This is a genomic window from Massilia sp. 9096 (assembly GCF_000745265.1).
Classification (GTDB): domain Bacteria; phylum Pseudomonadota; class Gammaproteobacteria; order Burkholderiales; family Burkholderiaceae_D; genus Telluria.
Genome location: NZ_JQNN01000001.1, coordinates 949097 through 973482, shown reverse-complemented (window position 1 = coordinate 973482; position 24386 = coordinate 949097). Strand labels below are relative to the sequence as shown.

Sequence of the window (24386 nt, the reverse complement as noted above, 5' to 3'; positions counted from 1 at the left end):
AAGCCTCGATGCGTTTGAAATAAATAAAGCCTTTCGCAATCGGGATGCCACTGCTATAATTCTCTCCGGGCGGCTGTAGCTCAGCTGGATAGAGTACTTGGCTACGAACCAAGGGGTCGTGGGTTCGATTCCTGCCAGCCGCACCACTTATTACGAAGGCCAGATCGCGAGATCTGGCCTTTTTCGTTTTGGCCTTCGCCGATCGCGCGGGCGTGCCAGCCTCGGCAACGGGGGCGCTTTGCCAATCCGGAAAGGGCTGCTATAATGCGTGCCTCGGGCGGCTGTAGCTCAGCTGGATAGAGTACTTGGCTACGAACCAAGGGGTCGTGGGTTCGATTCCTGCCAGCCGCACCAACTTCTTCAGGACGAATGGCTCAGAAAGCGATTTCTGGGCCATTTTTCTTTGTCGAGCCGCTTTGTGCGCCCTGCCCGCAAACGCATCGACGCACCGAGCTTTGCAAATCCGGACACTTTGCCAATCCGAAAAGGGCTGCTATAATGCGTGCCTCGGGCGGCTGTAGCTCAGCTGGATAGAGTACTTGGCTACGAACCAAGGGGTCGTGGGTTCGATTCCTGCCAGCCGCACCAACTTCTTCAGGACGAATGGCTCAGAAAGCGATTTCTGGGCCATTTTTCTTTTCAGGCCGTACTTTCGTCATGCTTGCCACGAAGTCAATACGCGCCGTACGCTGTCCTTTTGCGCATTCGCGCAGCCTTCCACGTGCGCGCGGCGATCGCCGACCTGACCCGGCGCTGGACGGCGGTGCCGGTCGGTGGCTCCCTCGCGCTGGACCAAGACACTTTGCCAACTGGCAAAACTCAGCTATAATACGCGCATCGGGCGGCTGTAGCTCAGCTGGATAGAGTACTTGGCTACGAACCAAGGGGTCGTGGGTTCGATTCCTGCCAGCCGCACCAACTTCTTCAGGACGAATGGCTCAGAAAGCGATTTCTGGGCCATTTTTCTTTGTCCGTCCGTCATATCAGCACGCGGCCCGCGCAGTCAACAGCCCGTCATGATGTGGGATCAGACCGACACGAGCTGCCGGCGAGCATCGTTTTCAGCAACGCGCCGCTCATTCTGTCTGCGCTGTCCCCAATAAGAGGCTCAACCCGGATCCTGCAAGAAATTTTCGCTTGCAACCATGCAGCGCGAAAGGTGCGCACGCGTGCCTACGCGCCCTGGGCTTGCGCCGGTATTTTGCTAGGATGGCTTTTCCGGCGTCGTGATCACGCGATTGCGATGCAGGTCTTTCTTTGGCGAATAAGCGAGGTCCGCAATGAAGACATCATGGATTGCCGCGCTTGCCCTGGGCTGCGCATCGATAGCGGCCGCGGCGGCGTCGCAGGGCGCGATTCCCATGCCGGCCCAGCTGCCGGAACTGGAGGCCTATGGGATCATGCTTGCCGGCCTGGGCTTTCTTGCGCTGCTGGGACGCCGCCATGGCGCGCCAGCCCTGCCCTACGCCCGGCTGCGCCGGCTCGTGCAACAGGATGCGCGTACCGCCGGGTTGCTGCAGCCACTGGCCGCGCATCAGGATCAGTAAAGCCGCTCAGCCCTCGGTGTTTAAAAAACCGCCCAGCGCTACAACCTGATCGGCATGTGGGTCGAACCGCAGGCGCGCGGCGCCGGCATCGCCGAGCGGCTGGTCGAGGCCGTCAAAGCCCGCGCCCGGCAACAAGGCCGGGATCGCATTTTCCTCGACGTCTCCCCCGACAACGGCAGGGCCGCCGGCTTCTATCTGAAGCAGGGCTTCGTCTTCATCGACGAATGGGAACCCTTGGCGAGCCATCCGCATCTCCGCGTCCAGACCATGGTGTGGACGCCGGACGGCCGCATGTCCGCTTGAAAGGACGCGCGCGCGCCTCCACTCAGGTACGCAGCTTCTTGATCAGGCTGCGGTTGTTGAGGATTTCCTCGATCTGCTCGAAACGCACCGGCTTGACCATGTGGTGGTCGAACCCGGCCTCGAAGGCCAGCTGGCGGTCCTTTTCCTGGCCCCAGCCGGTCACCGCGATCATGATCGTCAGCGCGCCGCACGGGATGTCGCGGATGCCGCGCGCCAGGTCGTAGCCGGACATCTGCGGCAGGCCGATGTCGAGGAAGGCGTAGTCCGGGCAGAAGCGCCGCGCCGCGGCCAGCGCATCGCGGCCGTTGTGGGTGATGACCACGCTGTGCCCCATCGCCGTGAGCAACGCGCCGATGCTGTTGACGAAGTCGACGTTGTCGTCGGCCAGCAGGATGCGGTAGGTCTCGGCGCTGATGAAGGCGGCCGGGGTCGGCTTGGCCGGCATCTCCGGCTCGACCACGATCGGCAGGCGCACCACGAACTGGCTGCCGTGGCCCAGGCCGGCGCTGTGCGCTTCGATCACGCCGCCGTGCAGTTCGACCAGCTTGCGCGCCAGCGACAGGCCGACGCCCAGGCCGGCGGTCGAGCGCTCGAGCGTCGAATCGACCTGCACGAACATCTCGAACACCGTATCGAGCATGTCGGGCGCGATGCCGATGCCGGTATCGAGCACGACCAGCACCAGCGTGCGGTCCTCGACCGTCGCCTTCAGGCTGACGCGCCCGCCGCGGTTGGTGTACTTGGCGGCGTTGTTGAGCAGGTTGGACAGTATCTGCGCCAGGCGCGTGGCGTCGCCGTTGAGGAACACCGGGCGGTCCGGCAAGTCGATCTCCAGCTCGTGGCCGTGCAGCTCGATGGTCGGACGCACCACTTCCAAGGCGTCGTTGACCACCGCCTTGAGCTCGACGCGGCCGCTCTTGATCGTGAACTTGCCGGTGTTGATGCGCGAGACGTCCAGCAAATCGTCGACCAGGCGCACCATCTGGCGCAGCTGGCGTTCCATGATGTCGGTCGCGCGCTGGGTGGCGGCGGCGTCGCCGCTGCGCAGGCGCAGGATGTCCAGGCCGGTGCGGATCGGCGCCAGCGGATTGCGCAGCTCGTGCGCCAGCGTGGCCAGGAACTCGTCCTTGCGGCGGTCGGCCAGGCGCAGCAGTTCCTCGGCGCGCTGGCGCACTTCCATCTCGTGCTCGAGCGTGCTGTTGGCTTCCTGCAGCGCGTGCGAACGGCGGCCGATCTCGGCCAGCATGTCGTTGAAGGCGTCGACCAGCAAGCCGATCTCGCCGCTTTCCTTGCCGGGCACGCGCAGGCTGAAGTCGCGCCGCTGCATCACCTGGCGCGCGACACTGGTCACCGCTTCGATCGGCCGGGTGATCCCGGCCTGCAGGCGCGCGGCCACGAAATACGCCACCGCCAGCGCGCCCAGCATCACCGCCAGCAGAATCGCGCCATAGCCGAGCAGGCGCTCGAACAGGCCGTAGCGCGAGCGCAGGTAGACCGTGCCGACCAGCTCGCCGTTCTCGACGATATTGCGGAACACCGCCACCTCGCCGCCTTCGATGCGGTAGCCCGACGCCTCGGGATGCTCGGGGAAGCGCGCATCCTTGACCGCCGCATACGAGGCGAAACGGGTGCCGGCGCTGGTGTAGATCGCCGCCGCCAGGATCTGCGGGCGCACGCGCAGCACCGCCAGGTTCTGGCGCGCGCTCTCGTTGTCGTTGAAGGCCAGCGCCGGGGCGGTCACGCGCGCCATGATGTCGGCCTGGGTCATCAGGTCGTCGGTCCAGTAGCGCTGGAAGGCGCGCAGGTCGACCAGCAGCATCGCCAGCGCGGCCGCCACCAGCGCCGCCAGGGTGGTCGACACCGCCATCAGAATCAGTTTGTCGCGGACCGTGCCGCTGTCGCGCAAGCCCATCATTGCGCCCCTTTCTGCACACGGTTCGCGACCGTCAGGAGCCGCGAACTCAGCTTGATGCCATTACGTTCGGCCGCATCGAGGGCGACGTCGAACCGTACTCGCTCGTCCACGATGCGGAAATTGATCGCGCTGCCCGGCGGCAGGCCGCCGTCGCACTCGGTGACCACCAGCATGCCCCCGCTCTGGCGCAGCAGGCGCGCCACGCGCGCGCCTTCGAAGCCGCCGACGAACAGCATGTGCACCGGCACCGCGCCCTCGCCTTCGCGCAGCACGCGCACCACGACCGCGCGGTTGCCCACCGTGCGTCCGGCCACCACGCGCGCCAGTTCGGCCGCCAGGTCGTCGGCATCGAGCACGCCGATCACCAGGGGTGCGCCGGCGTCCGCGAACGCGCCCTGCGGGAACTCGGCGTAGCCCAGGAATTTATACAGGAAGGCGGCCTTCACGCGGCGCTCGAGCGAGGTGCTGGACGCCATGTTCTGCGCCGAGGCCGGGCTCGCCGCCCCGCCCTGCAGCCACACCGAGGCGGCGAAGGCGATCGCGAAGCCGGCCATGCGACAGCGCAGGCGCCGCGGCGCAGCGGGATTCAATTGACGCTGCATCGGCGGGATCGCGATCGGGAAACGGAGGCGGCGTGCGCAAAAGTGGATCGTGGCGCGGCAGGGCAGCGCGACGAAGGCGGGACATTTCTCAACATTTTGCTATCGTAGAACATTTTCTTTTGTGCACCAAGCGTGCGCGCCACTTGTACAACACGCTGTGCCATTTAAGAAACCAATGATGGTCATTGCAATTCTAAATTGGCGTTTTATTTTGCGATGCAGCATTATGATTCCTGTCTCCTCTATTCTCCTCCAAGGATAGATTCAGCCCGCTCCCGTAGCGGGCTTTTTTTTGCCTGCGCACATTGCTATGAGTAAATATCGAGGAGGTGCGCCCGCGGCAGTCGTGTCGCCCTCCCCGCGCGTTTTCGTGTACGATTGATCTTCTTTTCGTTTCGATAACATATACAAACGCGCCATGATGTCCTCCGGTAAGCCTGCAATGTCTTCCAGCGCCTACGACTGGTCCACTTCCCGGCTGGGCGATCCCGGCGCATGGCCGCATGCACTGCGCCTCACGGCCGACCTGCTGTTCAACACACCGCTGCCGATGCTGCTGGTGTGGGGCAGCGAGATGACGGTGCTGTTCAACGAAAGCTATGCCGCGCTGGCCGGCCCGGCCTACGGCAAGCTGCCGGGCGGGAATGTGCCGCCGGTCATGCCTCCGCCGCTGGCGGCTGCCGGCGAAGCCCTGCAGCGCGCCTGGCAGGGCGAATCGGCCATCGCCGCTGGGCGCGACCTGCACTTCGCCGGCGCCGGCGCCGATGCCTACGACCTGTATTTGACGCCGGTGCGCGCGTCCGATGGCCGCGTGGCCGGCGTGATGTGCGCGCTGGCCGCGGCCCAGCCCACGCTGGCCGACACCCAGGACGCCGGCGGCCCGCTGCACATCCTGGTGGTCGAGAACAATCTCGATTCGCAATACCTGGTGTGCGAGATGCTGCGCGCCTTCGGCCACGAGGCGGACGGCGTCGGCCATCCGGACGATGCGCTGGCGCGCCTGGCCGCCAACCGCTACGACGTGCTGTTCACCGACGTCAGCCTGCCCGGCATGTCCGGCGTCGACCTGGCGCGGCGCGCGGTGGCCGATGCGCCGACGATGCAAGTGATCTTTGCTTCCGGCTATGGCGACACCCTGCTGCGCCATGTCGAGTTTCCTTACCTCTCGCTGCAAAAACCCTACGAGCTCGACCAGCTCCAGCAAGCGCTGGACGCGGCTGCGCGGCAGCTGGCAGTGCGCGCCTGACAGGATGGGGCAACGGTGTGCATCAAACCGCTCGGGCTGGGCTAGAATCGGCGCAAGCCTTGCCGCGCGCACGAGCCTGGAATCTCCGGGCGCGGCGCCGGCGCGCCCGGTCCTACGAACAATGACGCAATCCTTCATCGGGAACTTCCCGCACTCGAGCCAACCCGCTCACCCTGCCACGCACGCACGCGCACGCGCGGCCGTCATCAAGGAGGGGCCGTGAGCGAGGAATACGGCCAGCCCCGTCCCGCTGCCGGCGTGTCCGGCGCCGACGCCGCGTCCGAACTGAACGCGGCGCGCGCGGCGCTGGCCCAGGCCACCGCGCGCATGGAAAACATGCTGGAGAGCCTGAGCGACGGCTTTTGCGCGCTCGACCATGCATGGCGCATCACTTACATCAATGGCCGCGCGCTCGAGATGCTGGCGCCGCTGCACAAGACCCGCGCCGACCTGATCGGATGCGATCTGTGGCAAGCCGTCCCGCAGCTGCGCGGCACGCCGATGGAAGCCAGCTTCCGGCGCGCGATGGACAGCGGCGACGCGGCCCAGCAGGAATTCTTCTATGCGGCGCTGGAGCGCTGGTTCGAGGCGCGCGTGCACCCCACGCCGGACGGCCTGACGCTGTATGTGCAGGACATCAGCCGCAGCAAGGCCGACCAGCAGGCGCTGGTGCAGGGCAACGACCGCCTGCAGGTGGCGCTGGCCGCCGGACGCCTGGGCGACTGGCGCTGGGACGCGGCCAGCGACAGCGTGGTGCTGGGCCGGCGCGCGGCCGAGATGTTCGGCCTGGCGGCCGAGACGCCGCTGCCCTGGGCCGATCTGCGCGCCCGGCTCGATCCGGCCGAACGCGAAAGCGTGCGCCGCGCCGTGCTGCAAGCCTTCGCCGACCAGAGCGACCTCGAACTCGAATGCCGCATTCCGAACGACGGCCGCGACGCGCGCTGGATCGCGCTGGTCGGCCGCGCCGACTATGCCGACCAGGCGCGCCGCGACGCCGTGCTGGGCATGACCGGCGTGGCCCAGGACATCAGCCCGCGCAAGAGCGCCGAGGACACGCTGCGCCAGAGCGAGGAAGTGCTGCGCGCGCTGGCCAACACGATCCCGCAGCTGGCCTGGATGGCGCAGGCCGACGGCGCCATCGTCTGGTTCAACGAACGCTGGTTCGAGTACACCGGCACCACGCCCGACCAGGTGGTCGGCGCCGGCTGGCACCTGACCGTCGAGCCGAGCGTGCTGCCGGTGGTGGTCGAGCGCTGGGAGACCATGATCCGCACCGGCGATCCGTTCGAGATGGAATACCCGATCCGCGCCGCCGACGGCAGCTACCGCTGGTTCCTGACACGCGTCAATCCGGTGCGCGACCGCCACGGCCGCGTGCTGCGCTGGTTCGGCACCAACACCGACGTCGACCAGGTCAAGCGCGCCGAGCAGGCGCTGCGCGACGAGTCGCACGTGCTCGAGCTGCTCAACAGCACCGGCAGCGCGCTGGCCTCGACGCGCGACCTGCGCTCGCTGCTGCAGTCGGCCGCCGAAGCGGCCACCGGCGTCGCCGGCGCGCGCCACGGCGCCTTCCTGTACCACGGACGCGAGGCCGGCGCCGACGGCAATGACGGCAACGACGGCAAGATGTTCACGCTGTTCACGGTGTCCGGCGCCAGCCCGGCCGAATTCGAACCGTTCGGCGAAGGCGGCGCGAACGGCCTGTTCGGCCCGTTGCCCGCGAGCGGCGGCGCGGTCCTGGTCCGCTCGAGCGACGTGCTGCACGATCCGCGCTTCCAGGGCGCCCTGCCGCTGGCCGCGCCGACCGGCCATCCGCCGGTGCGCAGCTACCTGGCGGTGCCGGTGGCGGCGCCCTCGGGCGAAGTGCTGGGCACGATGTTCTTCGGCCATCCGGAACCGGGCGTCTTCACGGATCGCACCGAGCGCATCGTGCGCGGCATCGCCGCCCAGGCCGCGGTCGCGATCGACAACGCGCGCCTGTACGAAGCCGCCCAGCGCGCCGCAGAAGAGCGCAAGGTGCTGCTCGAGAGCGAGCGCAATGCGCGCCAGGACGCCGAACGCAACAGCCAGATGAAGGACGAGTTCCTGTCGACGCTGTCGCACGAGTTGCGCACGCCGCTGTCGGCGATCCTGGGCTGGGCCCAGGTGCTGCGGCGCGGCGGACGCGACCAGAACGACTTCCAGAAAGGCCTGCAGACGATCGAGCGCAATGCGCGCGCGCAGGCCCAGCTGATCGAAGACTTGCTCGACATGAGCCGGATCACCTCGGGCAAGGTCATGCTCGACATGCAGATCACGGCCCCGGCCACCTTCGTGGACGCCGCCATCGAGACCGTGCGTCCCGCGGCCGACGCCAAGGACATCCGCATCGAGAAGCATTACGCCGAGGATCCCGGCGTGGTGGCCGGCGACCCGGCACGCCTGCAGCAGGTGGTCTGGAACCTGCTGTCGAACGCGATCAAGTTCACCCCGCGCGGCGGCCAGGTCACGATCGAGGTCGGCCGCAACGACGCCAACGTGACCGTCACGGTGCGCGACAACGGCGTGGGCATCAAGCCGGAATTCATCACCCACGTGTTCGAGCGCTTCCGCCAGGCCGACGCCTCGATGACCCGCCGCCACGGCGGCCTCGGCCTGGGCCTGGCGATCGTCAAGCACCTGATCGAGCAGCATGGCGGCACCGTGCGCGCCGAAAGCGCCGGCGAAGGCCAGGGCGCGAGCTTCACGATCGAGTTGCCGCTGGCCAAGCAGCAGCCGAGCACGGCCGCCGCCCGTGCGCGCGCCGCGATGATCCGCAGCGCCGCGCCCAGCCCGGCGGAACCGGTGGTGCGCGACCTGTCCGGCATCAACGTGCTGGTGGTCGACGACGACCGCGACAACCGCGAGCTGATCAAGCGCATCCTGGGGGATTGCGGCGCGACGGTGCGCATCGCCGCCAGCGCGCGCGACGCCATGGAGCAGTTGCGCCAGGCCGTGCCCACGCTCTTGATCACCGACCTCGGCATGCCCGACGTCGACGGCTTCGAGCTGCTCGACTGGGTGCGCCGGCTGGAGCGCAGCGAGGGTGGCCAGGTGCCGGCGATCGCCTTGACCGCATTCGCGCGCTCGGAAGACCGGCTGCGTGCGCTCGAGGCCGGGTTCTCGGCGCACATCTCGAAACCGGTCGAACCAAGCGAATTGATCGCCACCGTGGCGTCGATCGTGGCGCCGGCGGCGCCGCTGGTGCAGCGCGCCGGCACGCCTGGACTGGGCCGCAATGGCAGCTTGTAGTGTCATCATTGATGCTCCTACTCCACCACGCGGCGCTGTCCTACAAGAAATTCTTAAGGTTTTGTTAGACTAAATATGTTGCGCTGAGCCGAGAGTTGTTGCTTTTCCCACCAAAGCGCTCCGGCCTTGATTTCACGAGAGTACGCATGCCTAGCCGACAAGACATCCTGAACGCGAAGATCCTGGTAGTGGACGATTCGCCCGACAATATCGAATTGATGGAAGAGATATTGCGCGAAGAAGGCTACACCGACGTCAGTTCGACGATGCTTCCAGAACAAGTCTGCCCGCTGCATCGCGAACACAACTACGACCTCATCCTGCTCGACCTGCAGATGCCCGGCTTGAACGGGTTCCAGGTGATGAAGGGATTGAAGGAAATCGAGCAAGGCGGTTATCTGCCGGTACTGGCCCTGACGGCCCAGCCGAGCTTCAAGATCGCCGCGCTCGAAGCCGGCGCACGCGATTTCATCAGCAAGCCCTTCGACCTGCTGGAAGTGCACAAGCGCATCCACAACATGCTCGAAGTGCGCCTGCTGTACAAGGAACTGGCCCAGTACAGCCGCGCCCAGCAGGAGCTGGCGCTGCACGACGCCCTCACCGGCCTGCCCAACCGGCGGCTGCTGGAAGACCGCATCGAGACCGCGCTGCAGCACGCCAACCGCAACCACCACAAGGCTGCGGTCATGTATCTCGACCTGGACGGCTTCAAGGCGATCAACGACACCTACGGCCATGCCTACGGCGACGAGATCCTCAAGATGGTGTCGCAGCGCCTGCTGTCGAACTCGCGCAAGGAAGACACGGTAGCGCGCCTGGGCGGCGACGAATTCATCGTGCTGCTGGGCGACGTGCACAGCCTGCCCGACGCGCAAGGGCCGGCGGCAAAGCTGGTCGAGGCGCTGTCCGAGCCCTTCTTCGTCAACGACCTGACGCTGCAGCTGTCGACCAGTATCGGCATCAGCCTGTATCCCGACGACGCCGAAAGCGTGGCCGACCTGATCAGCATCGCCGACTACGCGCTGTACGAAGCCAAGCGCTCCGGCAAGAACCGCTACTGCGCCAACGGCAGCGCCGCGCGCCAGGCCGCCCTTGCGGTCAAGCCGCCGATGCCGACGCCCAGCAGCACGCCGCCGGCGGAACTGGCGCAGCATCGCTGAACCGCGCGCTTCCCGGCTGCATGAAACGCCCATCTTCGCGTGGGCGTTTTTGCGTGCGCTCCGGCCATCCGGCGTTACATCGAGCGTCACGCCCATCGACGTGACGTTCCAAGTGCGCCCGCGCGCTGGACGGACACGTCGACGTCGAACTGGCGCTGCACCCCGGCCAGCGGCGACGCCATCACTGCCGGTCATGGCGACCTGGCATTCGTACACGGTTACCCGTTGCTGCGCCGGTCTCCCCGGCCGTGCATACCGGGCCGGCCGGGCTGGCGCCGGATTGTCTGCCGTACGCACGCTGCCCTGGCCTGGTCCGTTCTCGCACGCGCGTCGAGGTCAGCGACGACGAGTCGGCGCACCGTCCGGGCACGGTTCCTGGAATTCTCGTCCGAGGGCGCTGTCCAAGAACGTTGAGTGAGTCACATGCATTGCAGTCCTCGATAACCAAGGTCAACAGGGAAACTGCCATGGCACCAATCGTTGCAGCACTCGTGCGTTATGGTTTCTGCTTGATTGCCAGTGCGGCAATGGTCAAGGGGACGGGATGGGTCGAAGAAAAAACCGGCGTCAAGCTCGATGAGAATAAAACAGCACTGAGCAGCGAGGACAAGGACAAGTTGCTGCAGTTTCAGCTGGAGCATGAAGAAAAATTACTGAAGCTCCAGCTTGAAAATAATAAACTGGGTCTCGAAAAGACAAAAGCGTACCTCGCCGATGTGCAGAATGCGCGATCGGAAATACGGCAGTGCTGATGAGTTGAACAGCACCATGGTATGCCAAAGCAATTCAGCCGGGGCTGGCTGCCTTTGTCGTCGTAGGCTGCTTCGTCTTGTTCATGCTGTCCGTCTGGCTTGCCGGCGAGGTTTGCGTTGAGGTTAATCAAAAGTGTGCTGTCGATACGGCTGGACACATCATCTTCCAGAGCAGATTGAATCAAGTACAGCGGGACATTGTCGTATATGTGCTTGGTGTTTTGTCGGCCGCCCTGACACAGATTCTTGGCTACTTTTTCGGCAGCTCGCAGAGCAGCGCGAAGAAGACCGACATACTCAGCGCGGAACTCGACAAGTCCAAAGGTTAAGAGGCTTGCAATGAGCTTAATTCACGAGCAAGCGGCATTCCTGAAGGACATCCGGAAGCTTCTCGACTTCGCCGATGCTAAAAACTATGTCGTGACCGCCGGCGAGTTGGGGCGTTCGGCCGAAACCCAATCGATGTACTTGCGCAGCCACCGTAGCGAAACAATGGACGATATGCACCTGCGTCAATGTGCTATCGACCTCTATTTCTTCCTCGACGAGTCGGACCATCTGCAATTGGTGACTTCAGTTGATCGTCTTGAAGAGATCGGTAAAGCCTGGGAAGACCTGGATCCTCGTAATCGATGGGGTGGCCATCGCGAAGGGGCCGCAACCGAAACGCCTCGTTTCGAGCGTGATCTCGGCCCTGGCCGCTGAGCACAGCATCCACGCTGGAACCACCCCCAGTGACACTCGACACGGTCGCCGTTTCGACGCCGGAACGTTCTGCCGCCGTGACATCAGCTTGGCCCCCTGGCGAATTACCGGTCTTGCAGTGCGACGACCGCCTTGATCGCAGCGCGGTCCTGCTCCTGCAGGAAAAGCTGGTGCGGTTAAAGCGCCTGGCCAACACTGGCGGAGAGTTCGACCAGGCAACGGAGTCGGCAGTAGAAATTTTTCAACGCGACAACGGCTTGGTCGTGGATGGCATCGTCGGGGCAAAGACCTGGACTCAGCTTGACGCCGCATTGACCGGGAACGCAGTCCAGGCCAATCACCGCTGGTTGAGCGATGCGGATCTGGAAAGCGGCGCGAAACTTCTTGAAATCGAAGTCCCGCTATTAAAAGCCGTCTACAAGGTCGAATCAGCCGGACACGGCTTTACTGGCGATTACCCGAAGATACTGTTTGAAGGTCATGTTTTCTGGAAGCGCCTGCAGGCGCGCGGAATCAATCCGGAAAAGTTTTTAGCGGGCAACGCCGATATTCTTTATCCAGCCTGGACCAAGGCCTATTACGGCAATGCTGCCCATGAGCGCGAACGGTTGCGACGCGCGAAAATCATCGATCGGTCCGCTGCCTTGGAGTCGGCGTCCTGGGCTTATTCCAGATCATGGGATATCACTGGAACACCCTGGATGGCAAGTAGAAAGCGCATGAACGTGAACATTTGAACGCGTTTTGCTACTTTCTTAAAGCCACCAAAATAGGCAACACCTCATTGGCTGATGTGCTGCGCGACAAAAACTGGGCGCGCTTCGCTTACGTTTACAACGGATCGCGCTACCGGGCGAATGCCTACGACGATAAGCTGCGGCACGCGTATCAGGAATACAAAGCGAAAGCTGCGGCATGATGCCATGACACGATGAGGCCCGCGCCGGGGGGTGCGATGAAAATGTCTGGAAGATTGGTGTTGCGGCGTTAATTCTTGCTGGCACTGGATGGACGATAAAATTCATAATCCTTCAATGGTTCACCCCACTCACAAAAGTGTCCTATTGCTTCGACAGTGGTACTGGAATCCCATGGCACCACCCACGGTTTGATGCCTGCATCGGGAACAAGGCCGATCTTTTTCTAGGAAAAGACTATGCGGAATCGAAGGATCTTGCAAAGACGTTTTTAACGCTGATTTCCGCCTCTTTGCTTGCATCGATCACGTTTTCCGAGAAGATCGTCGACGTGGGAAAAGCCACGCTCGTGCCGCTCAGTACAATGATCGTTTGCTGGGTATTATTGTTAGCCGCGCTCGTGGCATGTGGCGCCGGGCTTGCGCTCATGACGACTCCTGCCGGCATCGCTGCCTACGAACCAAGGCTCGACTACAGACGCATGGAAGGCCGGGCAATCCGACTGTTTCTTGGCTCGGGCGTTGCATACGCTTTTGCGCTTATTGCGCTGATCGTTGCGGGAGTGACTTCGCTCGTGGAAAAAGGGCCGTTGCACATTCCGGGAAATAAAAAGAGCGCAACCAAGCGGCTGCGCTCTCATTCAAAGCAGGAATGCTACGGCGTCGGGGGCTCAGGCCTCGCCGGCTTTCTTGTCGCCGCCCGGGCCCAGTGCACGGGTACCGACGGTTTCCTCATTGTGCGCCTCGATCGCGGTGGCATGCTGGTGGTCGCTGCTGGCGTCCACTTTTTCCGGCGGCACTTCGATGCGGGTGATGCCGGCGTCGACCGACAGCGGGTCGCTGGCGGGGAACGTCATTTCGACGGCGTCGTCGAGCAGCTTTTCCTTGGCCACGTCGCCGATCGGGTCGGTTTCGGCGTCGGCCATCACGCGGATGGCGCGCGCCAGCTTGACCGCGCGCAGGCTGGCCAGCTCGGCGATGGTATGGATGCCAAACGCCTCGCGCAGCGCATCGGCCTGCTGTTCGCTCACGCCGCGCAGCGCCGTGACCGGCTCGTTGATCAGATCGCGAAAGTTCTTGTTGTGATGGGTATCGTTCAGGATAATTTGAATATTCATGTCTGCCCTTTCAAGTTGGCGCCTGCCTTCCATTCGACGCGTGGAACCAGGAACGTGTTCACTATCTCATAACGTTCCAACAACGTATGTGCGACACCGTACCATGCTTGCCCGACAAGCGCGCACGATTGGTTTTTCATGTTTTACGCCGCGTGTTATCATGATCAAGTGCAACACTTCTTAACAATCGGTTTTGCTCGGTAGCATCGCTTTGCTATCCTTTGACTTTGTTCATATCAACCTGCACTGACGCACCGTTTTAACGTGTCCCAGTCCGACAAGCCCAAAATCCTCGTCGTCAATGACGATCCCGCCAGCCTGCTGGCGCTGACTAGCCTGCTGGAACAGTGGGCGGAGGAAAGCCACTACGAGGTTCTTGCCGCGCGCTCGGGGCAAGACGCCTTGCGCCAGGTGCTGCGTCACGATTTCGCCGTGATCCTGTTGGACGTTAACATGCCCGGCATGGACGGTTTCGAGACCGCCGAGGCGATCCACCAGCGCCCGCGCTCGGCCGACATCCCGATCATCTTCGTGACCGCTTTCCTTGCCGACGAGATCGACCGCCTCAAGGCTTACCAGCGCGGCGCCGCCGACTTCATGTTCACGCCGGTGATCCCGCAGGTCCTGCGCGCCAAGGTGCAGGTGTTCGTCACGCTGGCGATGAAGAACGAGCAGCTCAAGCGCCAGACCGAAAAGCTGTCGCAGCGCACCACCGAGCTGACCGCGACCAACAAGCGCCTGGTGCGCGAAATGGAAGAACGCCGCGCCGCCGAGCGCAAGAGCAGCGCCAAGGACGAATTCCTGGCGATGCTCGGGCACGAGCTGCGCAATCCGCTGTCGGCGATCAGCAGCGCCTCGTCGCTGCTGGGCATGCCGGGCGTGGGCGCCGAATCGGTCGCGCGCGCGCGCCAGATCATCGGACGCCAGACCCAGCACCTGTCGCGCATCGTCGACGATTTGCTCGACCTGTCGCGCGCAATGTCGGGCAAGATCCTGCTGTCGCGCAAGCGCATCGACCTGGGCAAGCTCGTCGAGGCTTGCCTGGACACGTTCCGCGCCACCGGCCGCACCAACGGCTACCAGATCAGCGCCGCGTTCGAGCCGGGCTGGGTCGACGGCGACGCCACCCGCCTGGAGCAGATCGCCACCAACCTGATCGACAACGCGCTCAAATACACGCCGTCGGGCGGCAGCATCCAGATCACGGTCGGGCGCGAGTATGACCACACCGTGCTGCAGGTGCGCGATTCGGGCGTGGGCATCGCCGCCGACCTGCTGCCGCACGTGTTCGACGTATTCGTGCAGGGCGCGATCTCGATCGACCGCTCGCAGGGCGGCCTGGGCATCGGGCTGTCGCTGGTGCGCCGCCTGGTCGAACTGCACGGCGGCTCGGTGTCGGCCACCAGCGCCGGCAGCGGCGCCGGCAGCATCTTCGAAATCCGCCTGCCGCGGGTGGAAGCGGCCCACGCGCCGGAACTGCCGGCCTGCATCGACGCCGGCCCGGCCAAGCCGAGCGTGCTGCTGATCGAAGACAATGACGATGGCCGCGAAATGATGGCCACGATGCTGGCGTCCTACGGCTATCCGGTGTTGCAGGCGCGCGATGGCCTGGAAGGTGTGCGGGTGGCGCTGGCCGAACGCCCGGGTGTGGCGCTGGTCGACATCGGTTTGCCCGGCATCGACGGCTACGAAGTGGCGCGCCGCCTGCGCGACGATCCGGCCACGCGCGCGCTGCGCCTGATCGCCCTGACCGGCTATGGCCTGGCGGAAGACCAGCGGCGCGTGCTGGAAGCGGGTTTCGATTTGCACATGGTCAAGCCGGTCGATCTGCCGGCCCTGCTGGGCCAGCTGGCCGAACCGGCGCCCCAGCCGGCCACGCCGGCGCTGTAGCAGCCGGCGCGGGCGGGGAAAACGCTGATCAGAAGGTCAGCGTCGATTGCAGTTCCTGCTTGCGCTGGGCCAATTCCTGGCCGATGGCGTTCAGGTCCATCTTGCTCTGACGCAGTTTCGGGAACATTTCCTTCTCTTCTTCCTCGACGTGGTGCTCGATTTCCTCGCTCAGCACCTTGACCTTGGCATCGTACAGGTCCTCGTCCGGGTTCATGTCGTGCAGCTGGCGGATCAGATCCTTGGCGGCGGCGTGTTCGACCACGGCTTCGTCGACCTGGTCGGCCAGGTCCTTGACGTATTCGCGCACGGCCGGGTACAGGATCTCTTCTTCGATCTGGGTGTGGATCAGCAGGGCCTTGCAGACCTTCTGCACGATCTTCTGCTTGCTGGCCTTGGCGCGGTCGCTCAGGTTCTCGAACTGTTCGAACAGGTCCGAGGCTTCGCGGTGGTCGGCGGTCAGCAGTTCGATCGCATCCTGGCCGGCGATCGACTCGATGCCTTTGGCGGCGCCGCTCTGGGCACCCGATTGTTGTCTCGTGGTCATGATGTTCCCCTTTATGCTCAGTGAATTGCTTAATGAATTGCTCAGTGAAGGCCTGCGTGCAGCCAGAGTCTTCAGCTTCCTCCGAAAAACAAAAGTGGACTGTACGGCAACTCACAGAGCCGGAAATCCTGCGCGCCACCGTCGGCCAAGCTGTTGTATCATCCAGAGAAACATAAATTGGTTGCATTTATGAAAGCTTCGGCACAAGAACCGCCTGAACTGCCCGATCCCGGTACCACGGCGGACGCCGCGCGCGCCGCCGAGCTGACCGAGCTGCTCGGCCACCTGACGACCTGCTGGGACGACGAACGGCGCCAGCTCGCGCGCAAGCTGCACGACAGCCTGGGCTCGTCGATGACCGCGCTCACCATGCATCTTGCATTGCTGAGCCAGCACCTGCACGAGCAGCCGCAGCGCGACCGCGCGGCGCAGATGAAGCAGCTGCTCAACAACATCATCGAAACCAACCGCAAGATGCAGCTGGCGCTGTGGAACGACAAGCTGGAGTTCCTCGGACCGAAGGCGGCGATCTCGGAACTGGTCACGGAATGGGGCCGCGAGCACGGCATCAAGGCCCGGGCCAGCCTGCCCGACGACGATCCCGAGTTCACGCGCGAACAGGGCGTGGCGCTGCTGCGCTGCGCCGAGGAAGGCTTGCGCAACGTGCTGGCGCATGCGCAGGCCAGCGCGGTCGAGGTAATCCTCGACGACGACGGCGACCAGGCCATGCTGACCGTGCGCGACAACGGCGTCGGTCCGCTCGAGGCCGCGGCGGACTCGTTCAGCTGCCATGGCCTGCGCATGCTGCGCGAACGCGCGCGCCTGCTGGGCGGGACGCTGACGCTGGGACGCGGGCCGGACGGTGCTGGTGCGGCGTTGACGCTGGTCCTGCCCAAACAGCCGGCTTGATCGCCGCCCCGGCCTGCGCCGGGACGACCCCGCTTTTCAATGCAGTTTCACGATCGGCGTGGTGCGCCGGATCAGGAAGCGCGCCAGCGCCAGCAATCCCGTGCGCACCGACCCCAGCACCGCCTGGTGATGCATCAGGTGCAGGCTCAGGTACATGATGCGCGCCATGAAGCCCTCGACGAACATGCTGGCGCCGCGCAGCGAGCCCATCAGGCTGCCGACCGTGGTGCTGTGGCCGATCGAGACCAGCGAACCGTAGTCGCGGTAGGTATAGGGGTGCTTGGGCGGCGGATAGCCGGCCATCATGTTCATGAAGGTCTTGACCAGGTAATCGGCCTGCTGGTGCGCGGCCTGGGCGCGCGGCGGGACCGGCTTGCCGTTGCCGTCGATGCAGGCGGCGCAATCGCCCAGCGCATACACGCCTTCCACGCCCGGCACGCGCAAGTGGCTGTCGACCTCGATCTGCCCACCCTTGTTGGTCGGCAGACCCAGCGAAGACAGGAACTCGGGCGCGCGGATGCCGGCGGCCCAGACGCACATGTCGGCCGCATAGCGGTTGCCGTCGGCGTCGACCACCGCCTGCTTTTCGATGTGCGTGACGCGGCAATCGGTCACCACCCTGATCGCGCGCTCGTTCAGCAGGCGCAGGGCCGCGCCCGACACCTTTTCCGGCAGCGGGGCGAGAATGCGCGGCGCGCCCTCCAGCAGCGTAATGCGCACGTCGCGCTGCACCTGCAGGCGCGAGAAGCCGTACACGGCGTAGGCGCCCGAGGCTTCGCGCAGCTCGGCAGCCAGTTCGACGCCGGTGGCGCCACCGCCGATGATCACGATGTCGAGCCCATCGGCATGGCGGCCCGGGGCCAGCGCCGCCGCGTCCAGCCCGGCGTCGGGGCCGCCGCCGGCGCCGGCGCCGCCCAGCTCGGCCATGCGGTCGGTCGGCACCACGCCGGACTCGAAGCTGCCGGCGCTGACCGCCCTGGCCACCGCCGCGCCCTGGTTGGCCGCACGCCCGGGACCGCCGGATTTGTCTTCGGCGGCCTGGGCGAGCAGGCGCAACAGGCGCAGGCGGAAGCGCTCGGCGTCCTCGGTGGCGTTCAGGGAAATGGTGTTTTCGCGTGCGCCCGGCACGCCGAAATAATTCGAGGTGCTGCCGACCCCGAGGACGAGCGCGCGGTAGCCGATCGTACGCGCCGGGAAAATCTCTTCGCCATCGCTGGCGGCGCTGACCGGGCCGACGCTCAAGGTGCGCTTGGCCGCGTCCAGCGCGGTCATCGCGCCGTAGACGAAGGTGAAGCCGCGATCGTGCGCCAGCATCTGGTAGGACAGGCCTTCCTGGTGGATGTCGAGCGTGCCCGCCGCGACCTCGTGCAGCGAGGGTTTCCACACATGATACAGGCGGCTGTCGACCAGCATCACCTTGTCCGGGCCGAGCTTGCGGCCCAATTTGCAAGCCAGTTCCAGCCCGCCTGCCCCGCCGCCTACGATCACGATCTCGCTTTGCAAATCCGCCTCCCGCGCATGAAGCCCGCCGTCCAGCCGCCGGCAAGCGGCTTGGACCGGGCTGTTGCAGGCAGTTTACTACGGCGTGCGAGCGGATCCGCGCGCCGTTGCCCGGGGGCTGCGATCAGCGGCCGTAACCGTGGCCCTCGCCGTGGCCGCGGCCTTCGCCGTGCCATTCGCCGCGGCCTTCGCCGTGACCGCGCCATTCGCCGTGGCCGCGGTCCCAGCCTTCGTGGCGGCCGCGGTCATGGAATTCCGGGCGGCCATGACCGTGCTCCCAGCGCGGGCCGCCGTATTCGACGAAGCGGCCCGGAGGACCGAAGCGGCGATGGTAGGCCGGCACGTAATCGCGGGTGTACCACTCGTCGCGCACGAACAGGACCGGCATGCCGCAGGCGCTGTAGCGGCCGCAGTAGCGCGCCCAGTGCATGCGGTGCGCCGGCGGCACGCGCAGGTAGACCGGTTCGGCGACGTAGCGCGGACGCTGCTCGATGATGACCGGCTGCGGCGCGTACAGCACCGGACGCGGCGCGAAGTCGCCGACGTTGACGCGGCCGTAGAAGCCGGGCTGGCCGACGCTGATGCTGACGTTGGTCTGGGCCAGGACCGGGAACGCTGCGGCGCACAGCGCCATGCCGACGATTAATTTTTTCATATGTGCCTCTCTCTCGAAACTGCAAGGAATGTGTCAAGTTTATCAAAGGGAATCTTGCGTTTCTCAAGCTGCAACAGATACTTACATTCTTCACTGCATGTAACCAACGCCGCCGTCGACCCAGGCAACGACCAGACCGCGCCGGCTGCACGCCGCGGGCGCGGCAGGGTACACTGTCGCCTTTCGCCCTTCTCTTCCATTGCCCATGTCGTTCGCTTCGCTCGGCCTGATCGACCAGATCGTCCGCACCCTCGCCTCGCAGTCTTACGAAAAACCGACGCCGGTCCAGGCCCAGGCGATCCCCGCCGTGCTGGCGGGACGCGACGTCATGGCCGCGGCCCAGACCGGCACCGGCAAGACCGCCGGCTTCGCCGTGCCGCTGCTGCAGCGCCTGACCTCGGACGATGGCCAGGTCGCCAGCAAAAAGGTGGAGAGTAACTGCGTGCGCGCCCTGGTCCTGGTGCCCACGCGCGAACTGGCCGAACAGGTGCACGACAGCGCGAAAGCCTACGGCGCCGGCCTGCCCCTGCGCACCATGGTCGCCTACGGCGGCGTCAGCATCAATCCGCAGATGATGCGCCTGCGCAAAGGCGTCGACCTGCTGGTCGCCACGCCCGGTCGCCTGCTCGACCTGCAGCGCCAGAACGCGGTGCGCTTCAACGCGGTGCAGGCGCTGGTACTGGACGAGGCCGACCGCATGCTCGACCTCGGCTTTTCGCGCGACATCGACAAGCTGCTGGCCCTGCTGCCCAAAAAACGCCAGACGCTGCTGTTCTCGGCCACCTTTTCCGACCCGATCCGCGCCTTGGCCGACAAGCTGCTGGTCGATCCGGTGCGCATCGAAGCCAGCCCCGCCAACACCACGGTCAAGGCGATCCGCCAATGGATCGTCCCGGTCGACAAGAAGAGAAAGCCCGAGCTGTTCCTGCACCTGTTGAAAACCCGCGCCTGGTCGCAGGTGCTGGCCTTCGTCAAGACCCGCAAGGGCGTCGACGCGCTGGTCGAGCTGCTCGAACAAAAAGGCATCTCGGCCGACTCGATCCACGGCGACAAGCCGCAGCCGGCGCGCCTGCGTGCCTTCGAGCGCTTCAAGGCCGGCGAAGTGCGCGTGCTGGTCGCCACCGACGTCGCCGCGCGCGGCCTGGACATCGACGGCTTGCCGGCGGTGGTCAACGTCGACCTGCCGATCGTCGCCGAGGATTACGTGCACCGCAGCGGCCGCACCGGCCGCGCCGGCGCGTCGGGCGAAGCGGTGTCGCTGGTGTGCGCCGACGAAGTCCAGCAGCTGGCCGCGATCGAAGCGCTGACCAAACAGACGCTGCAGCGCGAGGAAGAGCCGGGCTTCGAACCCGAGCACCGCGTACCGCAGACCAATGCCGGCGGGCAAATCGTCAAGAAGCCGAAGAAACCCAAGAAGGGCAAGGCCGAGCGTGATGCGCGCGCAGACGCGAAGGTGGTGCAGGAAGACGTGCGCTTCCGGCGCTGAGGCGCTGGCGTCACGCTCCTACGCCGGCGCTTTCGTGCGCGTGGCGCATCGGCCGCGCTGTGGCTGCGCCAGGGCTTGCGCTCAGCGCAGCGACAGCGCGAATTTGCGCGTGCCCTCGTCCTCGTCCACCGGCCCGACCGTAAAGCCGAGCTTTTTCACCAGCCCGATCACCGGCGCGTTCTGCGGCAGCGCCTCGCCGACGATCTCGCGCGTGCCGCGCGCGCGGCAGTAGGCGATCAGCTTGTTCATCAACATGATGCCCAGGCCATTGCCCTTCAGGTCGGAGCGCACCGTCACCGCGAATTCGGCGCTGACGTTGTCCGGGTCGGTCACCACGCGGCTGACCGCCAGCGTTTCGGGATGCCCATCCGGACCGGTGCGCGTGGCGATGAAGGCCATCTCGCGGTCGTAGTCGATCTGGGTGAAGCGCGCCAGCTGGGCCGGCTGCAGCTCGCGGATGCGCACGAACATGCGGTAGCGCACGTCGTCCGGCGTGAGCGCATTGAACAAGGCGACGTGGGCCGGGCCATCCTCGGGGCGGATCGGGCGCAGCAAAATCCGTTCGCCGTGCCAGTCGACCGGTTCTTCCAGCTCGGCCGGATAAGGCCGGATCGCCAGCCGGTCGAGCGTCGAGCCGGCGCGATCGGCCATGGCGATACGCATGCGCGCGTCCAGCACGATGGCGCCACGGCTGTCGGCCAGCAGCGGGTTGATGTCGAGTTCGACGATTTCCGGCAGGTCGGCCACCAGGCGCGACACCTGCACCAGCACCGCGGCGATCGCGTCCAGGTTGGCGGCCGGGTGGTTGCGATACCCGGCCAGCTGGCGCGCCACGCGCGTGCGCGCCATCAGGTCGCGCGCCAGCACCGTGTTCAGCGGCGGCAGCCCGACCGCGTGGTCGGCCGCCACCTCGACCGCAAGGCCGCCCTGCCCGAACAGGATCACCGGCCCGAACACCGGGTCGGTGGCGGCCCCGGCGATCAGTTCGTGCGCCTGCGGATTGCGCGCCATCGCCTGTACGATGAAGCCGTCCAGGCGGGCGCCCGGTTTGAGCTCGTCCAGGCGGCGCCGCATGCGCTCGGCCGCCTTGAGCACCGCTTCGGACGTATCGAGGTCGAGCGTGACGCCGCCGACGTCGCTCTTCTGGTCGACGTCCGGCGACTGGATCTTCAGCGCGACCGGAAAGCCGATGCGCTCGGCCGCCCCCACCGCGTCTTCGGGCGTGGCGGCGGCGCGCGTGGGCACCACCGGGATGCCGTAGGCCGCCAGGATCGCCTTGGTGGCCGCGTCGTCGAGCAGGTAGCGCCCGGTCTTGCGGCCATGCGCCAGCGCCTCGCGCACCAGCGTGCGCGCATGCGCGCGGTCCGGTTCGCCGTCGCCGATCGAGGCCGGGACCTCCATCAGCAAATGCTGGTTGCGCCGGTAGTTGACGATCTGCAGGAAGCCGTTGACCGCTTCCTCGGGCGTGCGGTAGGCCGGCATGCCGGCTTCCTGGGCGATCTCGCGCGCCTGGGCCACGGTTTGCGCGCCCAGCCAGCAGGCCAGCACGTTGCGGTTCGAGGCGCGCGCCAGCGGCGCCACCGCACGCGCCACCTCGGCCGGGTCGACCACGGCGTTGGGGGCGTGGATCATCAGCACCGCATTGACGCCGGCGTCGTGCAGCAGCAGGTCGACGACGTCGCGGTAGCGCTCGGGCGGGGCGTCGCCGCGCAGGTTGAGCGGGCCGCTGCCGCGCCATTCCGGCACCAGCGCGCGCAGGCGGCGCACGGTGTCCTCGCCGAGCACCGCCTGCTGGCCGCCGCCGTACTGCAGCGCGTCCGCCGCCAGCACCACCGGGCCGGCGCCGTTGCATAGGATCGCCAGGCGTTCGCCGTACAGCGGCTTGGCGCGCGCCAGGGTCTCGACCGCCGCGAACAGCTGGCCGGTGGTATAGGCGCGCAGCATGCCGGCGCGCCGGATCGCCGCGTCGTACACGTCGTCGGGACGCGCCAGCACGCCCGACAGGCAGGCCGCGGCGCCGGCGCTTTCCTGCGAGCGCCCGGCCTTGAGCACCAGCACCGGCTTGCTGCGCGCCGCCGCGCGCGCCGCCGACATGAACTTGCGCGCGTGGCGCACCTCTTCCACGTGCAGCAGGATGGCGCCGGTCGAGGCGTCGCTGGCCAGGTAGTCGAGCACGTCGCCGAAGTCGACGTCGCTCGACTCCCCCAGCGAGACGAAGCTGGAAAAGCCGATGCCGCGCGCACGCGCCCAGTCCAGCACACCGTTCATCAGCGCGCCGGATTCGGACACGAAGGCGATCCGCCCGGCCGGCGCGCCACCGGCCGAGATGCTGGCGTTCAGTCCCAGCCCGGGCGCCAGCAGGCCCGCGCTGTTCGGCCCCAGGATGCGCAGCAGGTAGGGATTGGCCGCGTCCAGCGTGGCCTGGCGCAGGCTGCGCCCGCGCGCATCGACCGCGTGCGCCAGGCCGGCGCTCATCACGACCGCCGCGCGCGTGCCCAGTTCCCCCAGCGCGCGCACGATGCCGGGGATGGTGGGCGCCGGGGTGCAGATGATGGCCAGCTCGGGCGCCTGCGGCAGGCGCGCCACGTCGTGCCAGACCTGCAATCCGGCCAGTTGGTCGTACTTCGGATTGACCGGGTAGATCGTGCCCTTGAAACCGCCGGCCAGCAGGTTGTGCAGCATCGTCGCGCCGACGCTGCCGGCTCGCTCGGAGGCGCCGACCAGCGCCACCGAGCGCGGCGCGAACAGCTGGCGCAGGTTACGCACGCTCATGCCGCGCCTCCTTTCGAAACGCCCGGCCGCATGGCGCGCGCCCAGCCGTGCAAGCCGATCTTGGCGGATTGGCTACACTGGAAGCACGAACACAGCGGGCAGAGGATAGACAGGACATGGCGGACGAAGGCAAGGACGACAAGAAAAAAGGCGGCAACAAGGTGATCTACGCGGCGCTGGCGGCCAATCTCGGCATCGCGGTGGCCAAGTTCGTGGTCGCGGCGATCACCGGCAGCGCGGCCATGCTGGCCGAGGGCATCCACTCGACCGTCGACACCGGCAACGAGCTGCTGCTGATGCTGGGCGAGAAGCAGGCCGCCAAGCCGGCCGACGCCAGGCACCCGTTCGGCTACGGCAAAGAGCTGTACTTCTGGGCGCTGATGGTGGCGCTGTCGGTGTTTTCGCTCGGCGGCGGCTTTTCGATCTATCACGGCATCCAGGCGCTGCGCAATCCGGAACCGCTGGAAGACCCGCTGTGGAACTACCTGGTCCTGGCGGTGTCGGCCTGCTTCGAGGGTTACAGCTGGAACGTCTCGCGCAAGGAGCTCAACAAGAAGCGCAAGCCCGGCGCCAGCCTGTGGCAGACCATGCGCGCGTCCAAGGACGCCACCGTGTTCACGGTGTTCATCGAGGATTCGGCGGCGCTGATCGGCCTGGCCATCGCGGCGATCGGCATCACGCTCGGCTATATTTTCGACAGCCCCTACTTCGACCCGGCCGCCTCGATCCTGATCGGCGTGCTGCTGGTCGGCGCCGCCTTCACGCTGGGGCGCGAGACCGGCAACCTGCTGGTCGGCGAAAGCATGGGCCAGGATGCGATCCGGCGCGTGCGCGGCATTTTCGAAGACGATGCCGCGGTGCTGTGCGTCGACCGCCTGATGAGCATGCAGCTCGGCCCCGAGGAGGTGCTGCTCACGGCCGCGGTGCAGTTCAAGCGCGGCATGCGCATCGACGAGGTCGAGACCGCGATCGCGCGCCTGCAAAAGGCGGTCGGCGCGGTGTTCCCGACCATCCGCCACATCTATTTCGAATCCGGCGCCCTGCGCGCGACGATGCCCTGACATACACGACCATCCCGACCCGTTGCCAATGATGG

Annotated in this window: 22 protein-coding genes and 4 tRNA genes; 18 read left to right on the top strand and 8 right to left on the bottom strand. The window is 66.0% G+C overall.

Annotated features, from left to right (window positions below; genetic code table 11):
- Positions 1–69 precede the first annotated feature (69 nt).
- The 6 genes from FA90_RS04275 (at position 70) to FA90_RS04250 (ending at position 1850) form a co-directional block, all read left to right on the top strand.
- Positions 70–146 (top strand) — tRNA-Arg (locus FA90_RS04275).
- 131 nt (positions 147–277) lie between these two features.
- Positions 278–354 (top strand) — tRNA-Arg (locus tag FA90_RS04270).
- 157 nt (positions 355–511) lie between these two features.
- Positions 512–588, top strand: a tRNA-Arg gene (locus FA90_RS04265).
- A gap of 253 nt (positions 589–841) precedes the next feature.
- Positions 842–918: transfer RNA gene (locus FA90_RS04260), tRNA-Arg, on the top strand.
- 362 nt (positions 919–1280) lie between these two features.
- Positions 1281–1547: a hypothetical protein gene (locus FA90_RS04255; RefSeq protein ID WP_036166269.1), complete on the top strand. Its 267-nt coding sequence runs from the start codon at positions 1281–1283 to the stop codon at positions 1545–1547.
- Between the two features lie 45 nt (positions 1548–1592).
- Positions 1593–1850, top strand: a complete 258-nt coding sequence (locus FA90_RS04250) for an N-acetyltransferase (protein ID WP_307172377.1) — start codon at positions 1593–1595, stop codon at positions 1848–1850.
- A 22-nt stretch (positions 1851–1872) separates the two neighbouring features.
- On the opposite strand, the gene FA90_RS04245 is transcribed toward FA90_RS04250, so the two are convergent.
- Positions 1873–3765, bottom strand: a complete 1893-nt coding sequence (locus FA90_RS04245) for an ATP-binding protein (protein ID WP_081933634.1) — start codon at positions 3763–3765, stop codon at positions 1873–1875.
- Positions 3762–4367, bottom strand: a complete 606-nt coding sequence (locus tag FA90_RS04240) for a YfiR family protein (protein WP_156116580.1) — start codon at positions 4365–4367, stop codon at positions 3762–3764. The genes FA90_RS04245 and FA90_RS04240 overlap by 4 nt, the downstream gene beginning before the upstream one ends.
- A 442-nt stretch (positions 4368–4809) precedes the next feature.
- On the opposite strand from FA90_RS04240, the gene FA90_RS25480 reads away from it, so the two are divergent.
- The 8 genes from FA90_RS25480 (at position 4810) to FA90_RS27475 (ending at position 12419) form a co-directional block, all read left to right on the top strand.
- Positions 4810–5613 (top strand): response regulator, encoded by an 804-nt coding sequence (locus FA90_RS25480; protein ID WP_239700531.1) that lies wholly within the window; start codon positions 4810–4812, stop codon positions 5611–5613.
- A 219-nt stretch (positions 5614–5832) separates the two neighbouring features.
- On the top strand, positions 5833–8883 hold the full coding sequence (locus FA90_RS04230; protein WP_239700530.1) for an ATP-binding protein: 3051 nt from the start codon (positions 5833–5835) through the stop codon (positions 8881–8883).
- 146 nt (positions 8884–9029) lie between these two features.
- Positions 9030–10043, top strand: coding sequence for a diguanylate cyclase domain-containing protein (locus FA90_RS04225; protein ID WP_036166265.1), 1014 nt, complete (start codon positions 9030–9032; stop codon positions 10041–10043).
- 467 nt (positions 10044–10510) lie between these two features.
- Positions 10511–10795 carry a hypothetical protein gene (locus tag FA90_RS04220; RefSeq protein ID WP_156116579.1) on the top strand — a complete coding sequence of 95 codons (285 nt, stop codon included), beginning with the start codon at positions 10511–10513 and terminating at the stop codon, positions 10793–10795.
- Between the two features lie 77 nt (positions 10796–10872).
- Positions 10873–11124 carry a hypothetical protein gene (locus FA90_RS04215; protein ID WP_036166261.1) on the top strand — a complete coding sequence of 84 codons (252 nt, stop codon included), beginning with the start codon at positions 10873–10875 and terminating at the stop codon, positions 11122–11124.
- A 10-nt stretch (positions 11125–11134) separates the two neighbouring features.
- Positions 11135–11500 (top strand): M15 family peptidase, encoded by a 366-nt coding sequence (locus tag FA90_RS26185; RefSeq protein ID WP_156116578.1) that lies wholly within the window; start codon positions 11135–11137, stop codon positions 11498–11500.
- A gap of 29 nt (positions 11501–11529) precedes the next feature.
- Positions 11530–12237, top strand: a complete 708-nt coding sequence (locus tag FA90_RS04205; RefSeq protein WP_081933633.1) for an N-acetylmuramidase domain-containing protein — start codon at positions 11530–11532, stop codon at positions 12235–12237.
- The gene (locus FA90_RS27475; RefSeq protein WP_081933632.1) at positions 12234–12419 is read left to right on the top strand and encodes an N-acetylmuramidase domain-containing protein; all 186 of its coding nucleotides are present in this window, start codon (positions 12234–12236) and stop codon (positions 12417–12419) included. Before FA90_RS04205 ends, FA90_RS27475 begins: the two co-directional genes overlap by 4 nt.
- 235 nt (positions 12420–12654) lie before the next feature.
- Here the strand turns inward: FA90_RS27475 and FA90_RS26180 are convergent, their stop codons facing one another.
- Both FA90_RS26180 and FA90_RS04200 read right to left on the bottom strand, forming a co-directional pair.
- Positions 12655–12846 (bottom strand): hypothetical protein, encoded by a 192-nt coding sequence (locus FA90_RS26180; protein WP_156116577.1) that lies wholly within the window; start codon positions 12844–12846, stop codon positions 12655–12657.
- A gap of 241 nt (positions 12847–13087) precedes the next feature.
- Positions 13088–13534 carry a hypothetical protein gene (locus FA90_RS04200; RefSeq protein WP_156116576.1) on the bottom strand — a complete coding sequence of 149 codons (447 nt, stop codon included), beginning with the start codon at positions 13532–13534 and terminating at the stop codon, positions 13088–13090.
- Between the two features lie 264 nt (positions 13535–13798).
- Here FA90_RS04200 and FA90_RS04195 point away from each other — a divergent pair, with 264 nt between their 5' ends.
- Positions 13799–15424: a response regulator gene (locus tag FA90_RS04195; protein WP_036166257.1), complete on the top strand. Its 1626-nt coding sequence runs from the start codon at positions 13799–13801 to the stop codon at positions 15422–15424.
- A 28-nt stretch (positions 15425–15452) separates the two neighbouring features.
- Here FA90_RS04195 and FA90_RS04190 read toward each other — a convergent pair whose 3' ends face one another.
- Entirely contained in the window at positions 15453–15968 is a 516-nt protein-coding gene (locus tag FA90_RS04190) for a hemerythrin domain-containing protein (protein WP_081933631.1), read from the bottom strand.
- A 189-nt stretch (positions 15969–16157) separates the two neighbouring features.
- Between FA90_RS04190 and FA90_RS04185 the strand changes: the two genes are divergently transcribed.
- Positions 16158–16877: a sensor histidine kinase gene (locus tag FA90_RS04185; RefSeq protein WP_051971409.1), complete on the top strand. Its 720-nt coding sequence runs from the start codon at positions 16158–16160 to the stop codon at positions 16875–16877.
- A 36-nt stretch (positions 16878–16913) separates the two neighbouring features.
- Here the strand turns inward: FA90_RS04185 and FA90_RS04180 are convergent, their stop codons facing one another.
- A complete protein-coding gene (locus tag FA90_RS04180) occupies positions 16914–18380 on the bottom strand; it encodes an NAD(P)/FAD-dependent oxidoreductase (RefSeq protein ID WP_036166254.1) in 1467 nt (488 codons plus the stop codon).
- Positions 18381–18501: 121 nt separating this feature from the next.
- Positions 18502–19032 (bottom strand): hypothetical protein, encoded by a 531-nt coding sequence (locus FA90_RS04175; protein ID WP_036166251.1) that lies wholly within the window; start codon positions 19030–19032, stop codon positions 18502–18504.
- A gap of 205 nt (positions 19033–19237) precedes the next feature.
- Here FA90_RS04175 and FA90_RS04170 point away from each other — a divergent pair, with 205 nt between their 5' ends.
- Positions 19238–20518: a DEAD/DEAH box helicase gene (locus FA90_RS04170; RefSeq protein ID WP_036166248.1), complete on the top strand. Its 1281-nt coding sequence runs from the start codon at positions 19238–19240 to the stop codon at positions 20516–20518.
- Between the two features lie 81 nt (positions 20519–20599).
- Here FA90_RS04170 and FA90_RS04165 read toward each other — a convergent pair whose 3' ends face one another.
- Positions 20600–23290 (bottom strand): bifunctional acetate--CoA ligase family protein/GNAT family N-acetyltransferase, encoded by a 2691-nt coding sequence (locus FA90_RS04165; RefSeq protein ID WP_036166245.1) that lies wholly within the window; start codon positions 23288–23290, stop codon positions 20600–20602.
- A 116-nt stretch (positions 23291–23406) separates the two neighbouring features.
- On the opposite strand from FA90_RS04165, the gene FA90_RS04160 reads away from it, so the two are divergent.
- Positions 23407–24351: a cation diffusion facilitator family transporter gene (locus tag FA90_RS04160; protein WP_051971408.1), complete on the top strand. Its 945-nt coding sequence runs from the start codon at positions 23407–23409 to the stop codon at positions 24349–24351.
- The last annotated feature ends 35 nt before the right edge of the window (positions 24352–24386 follow it).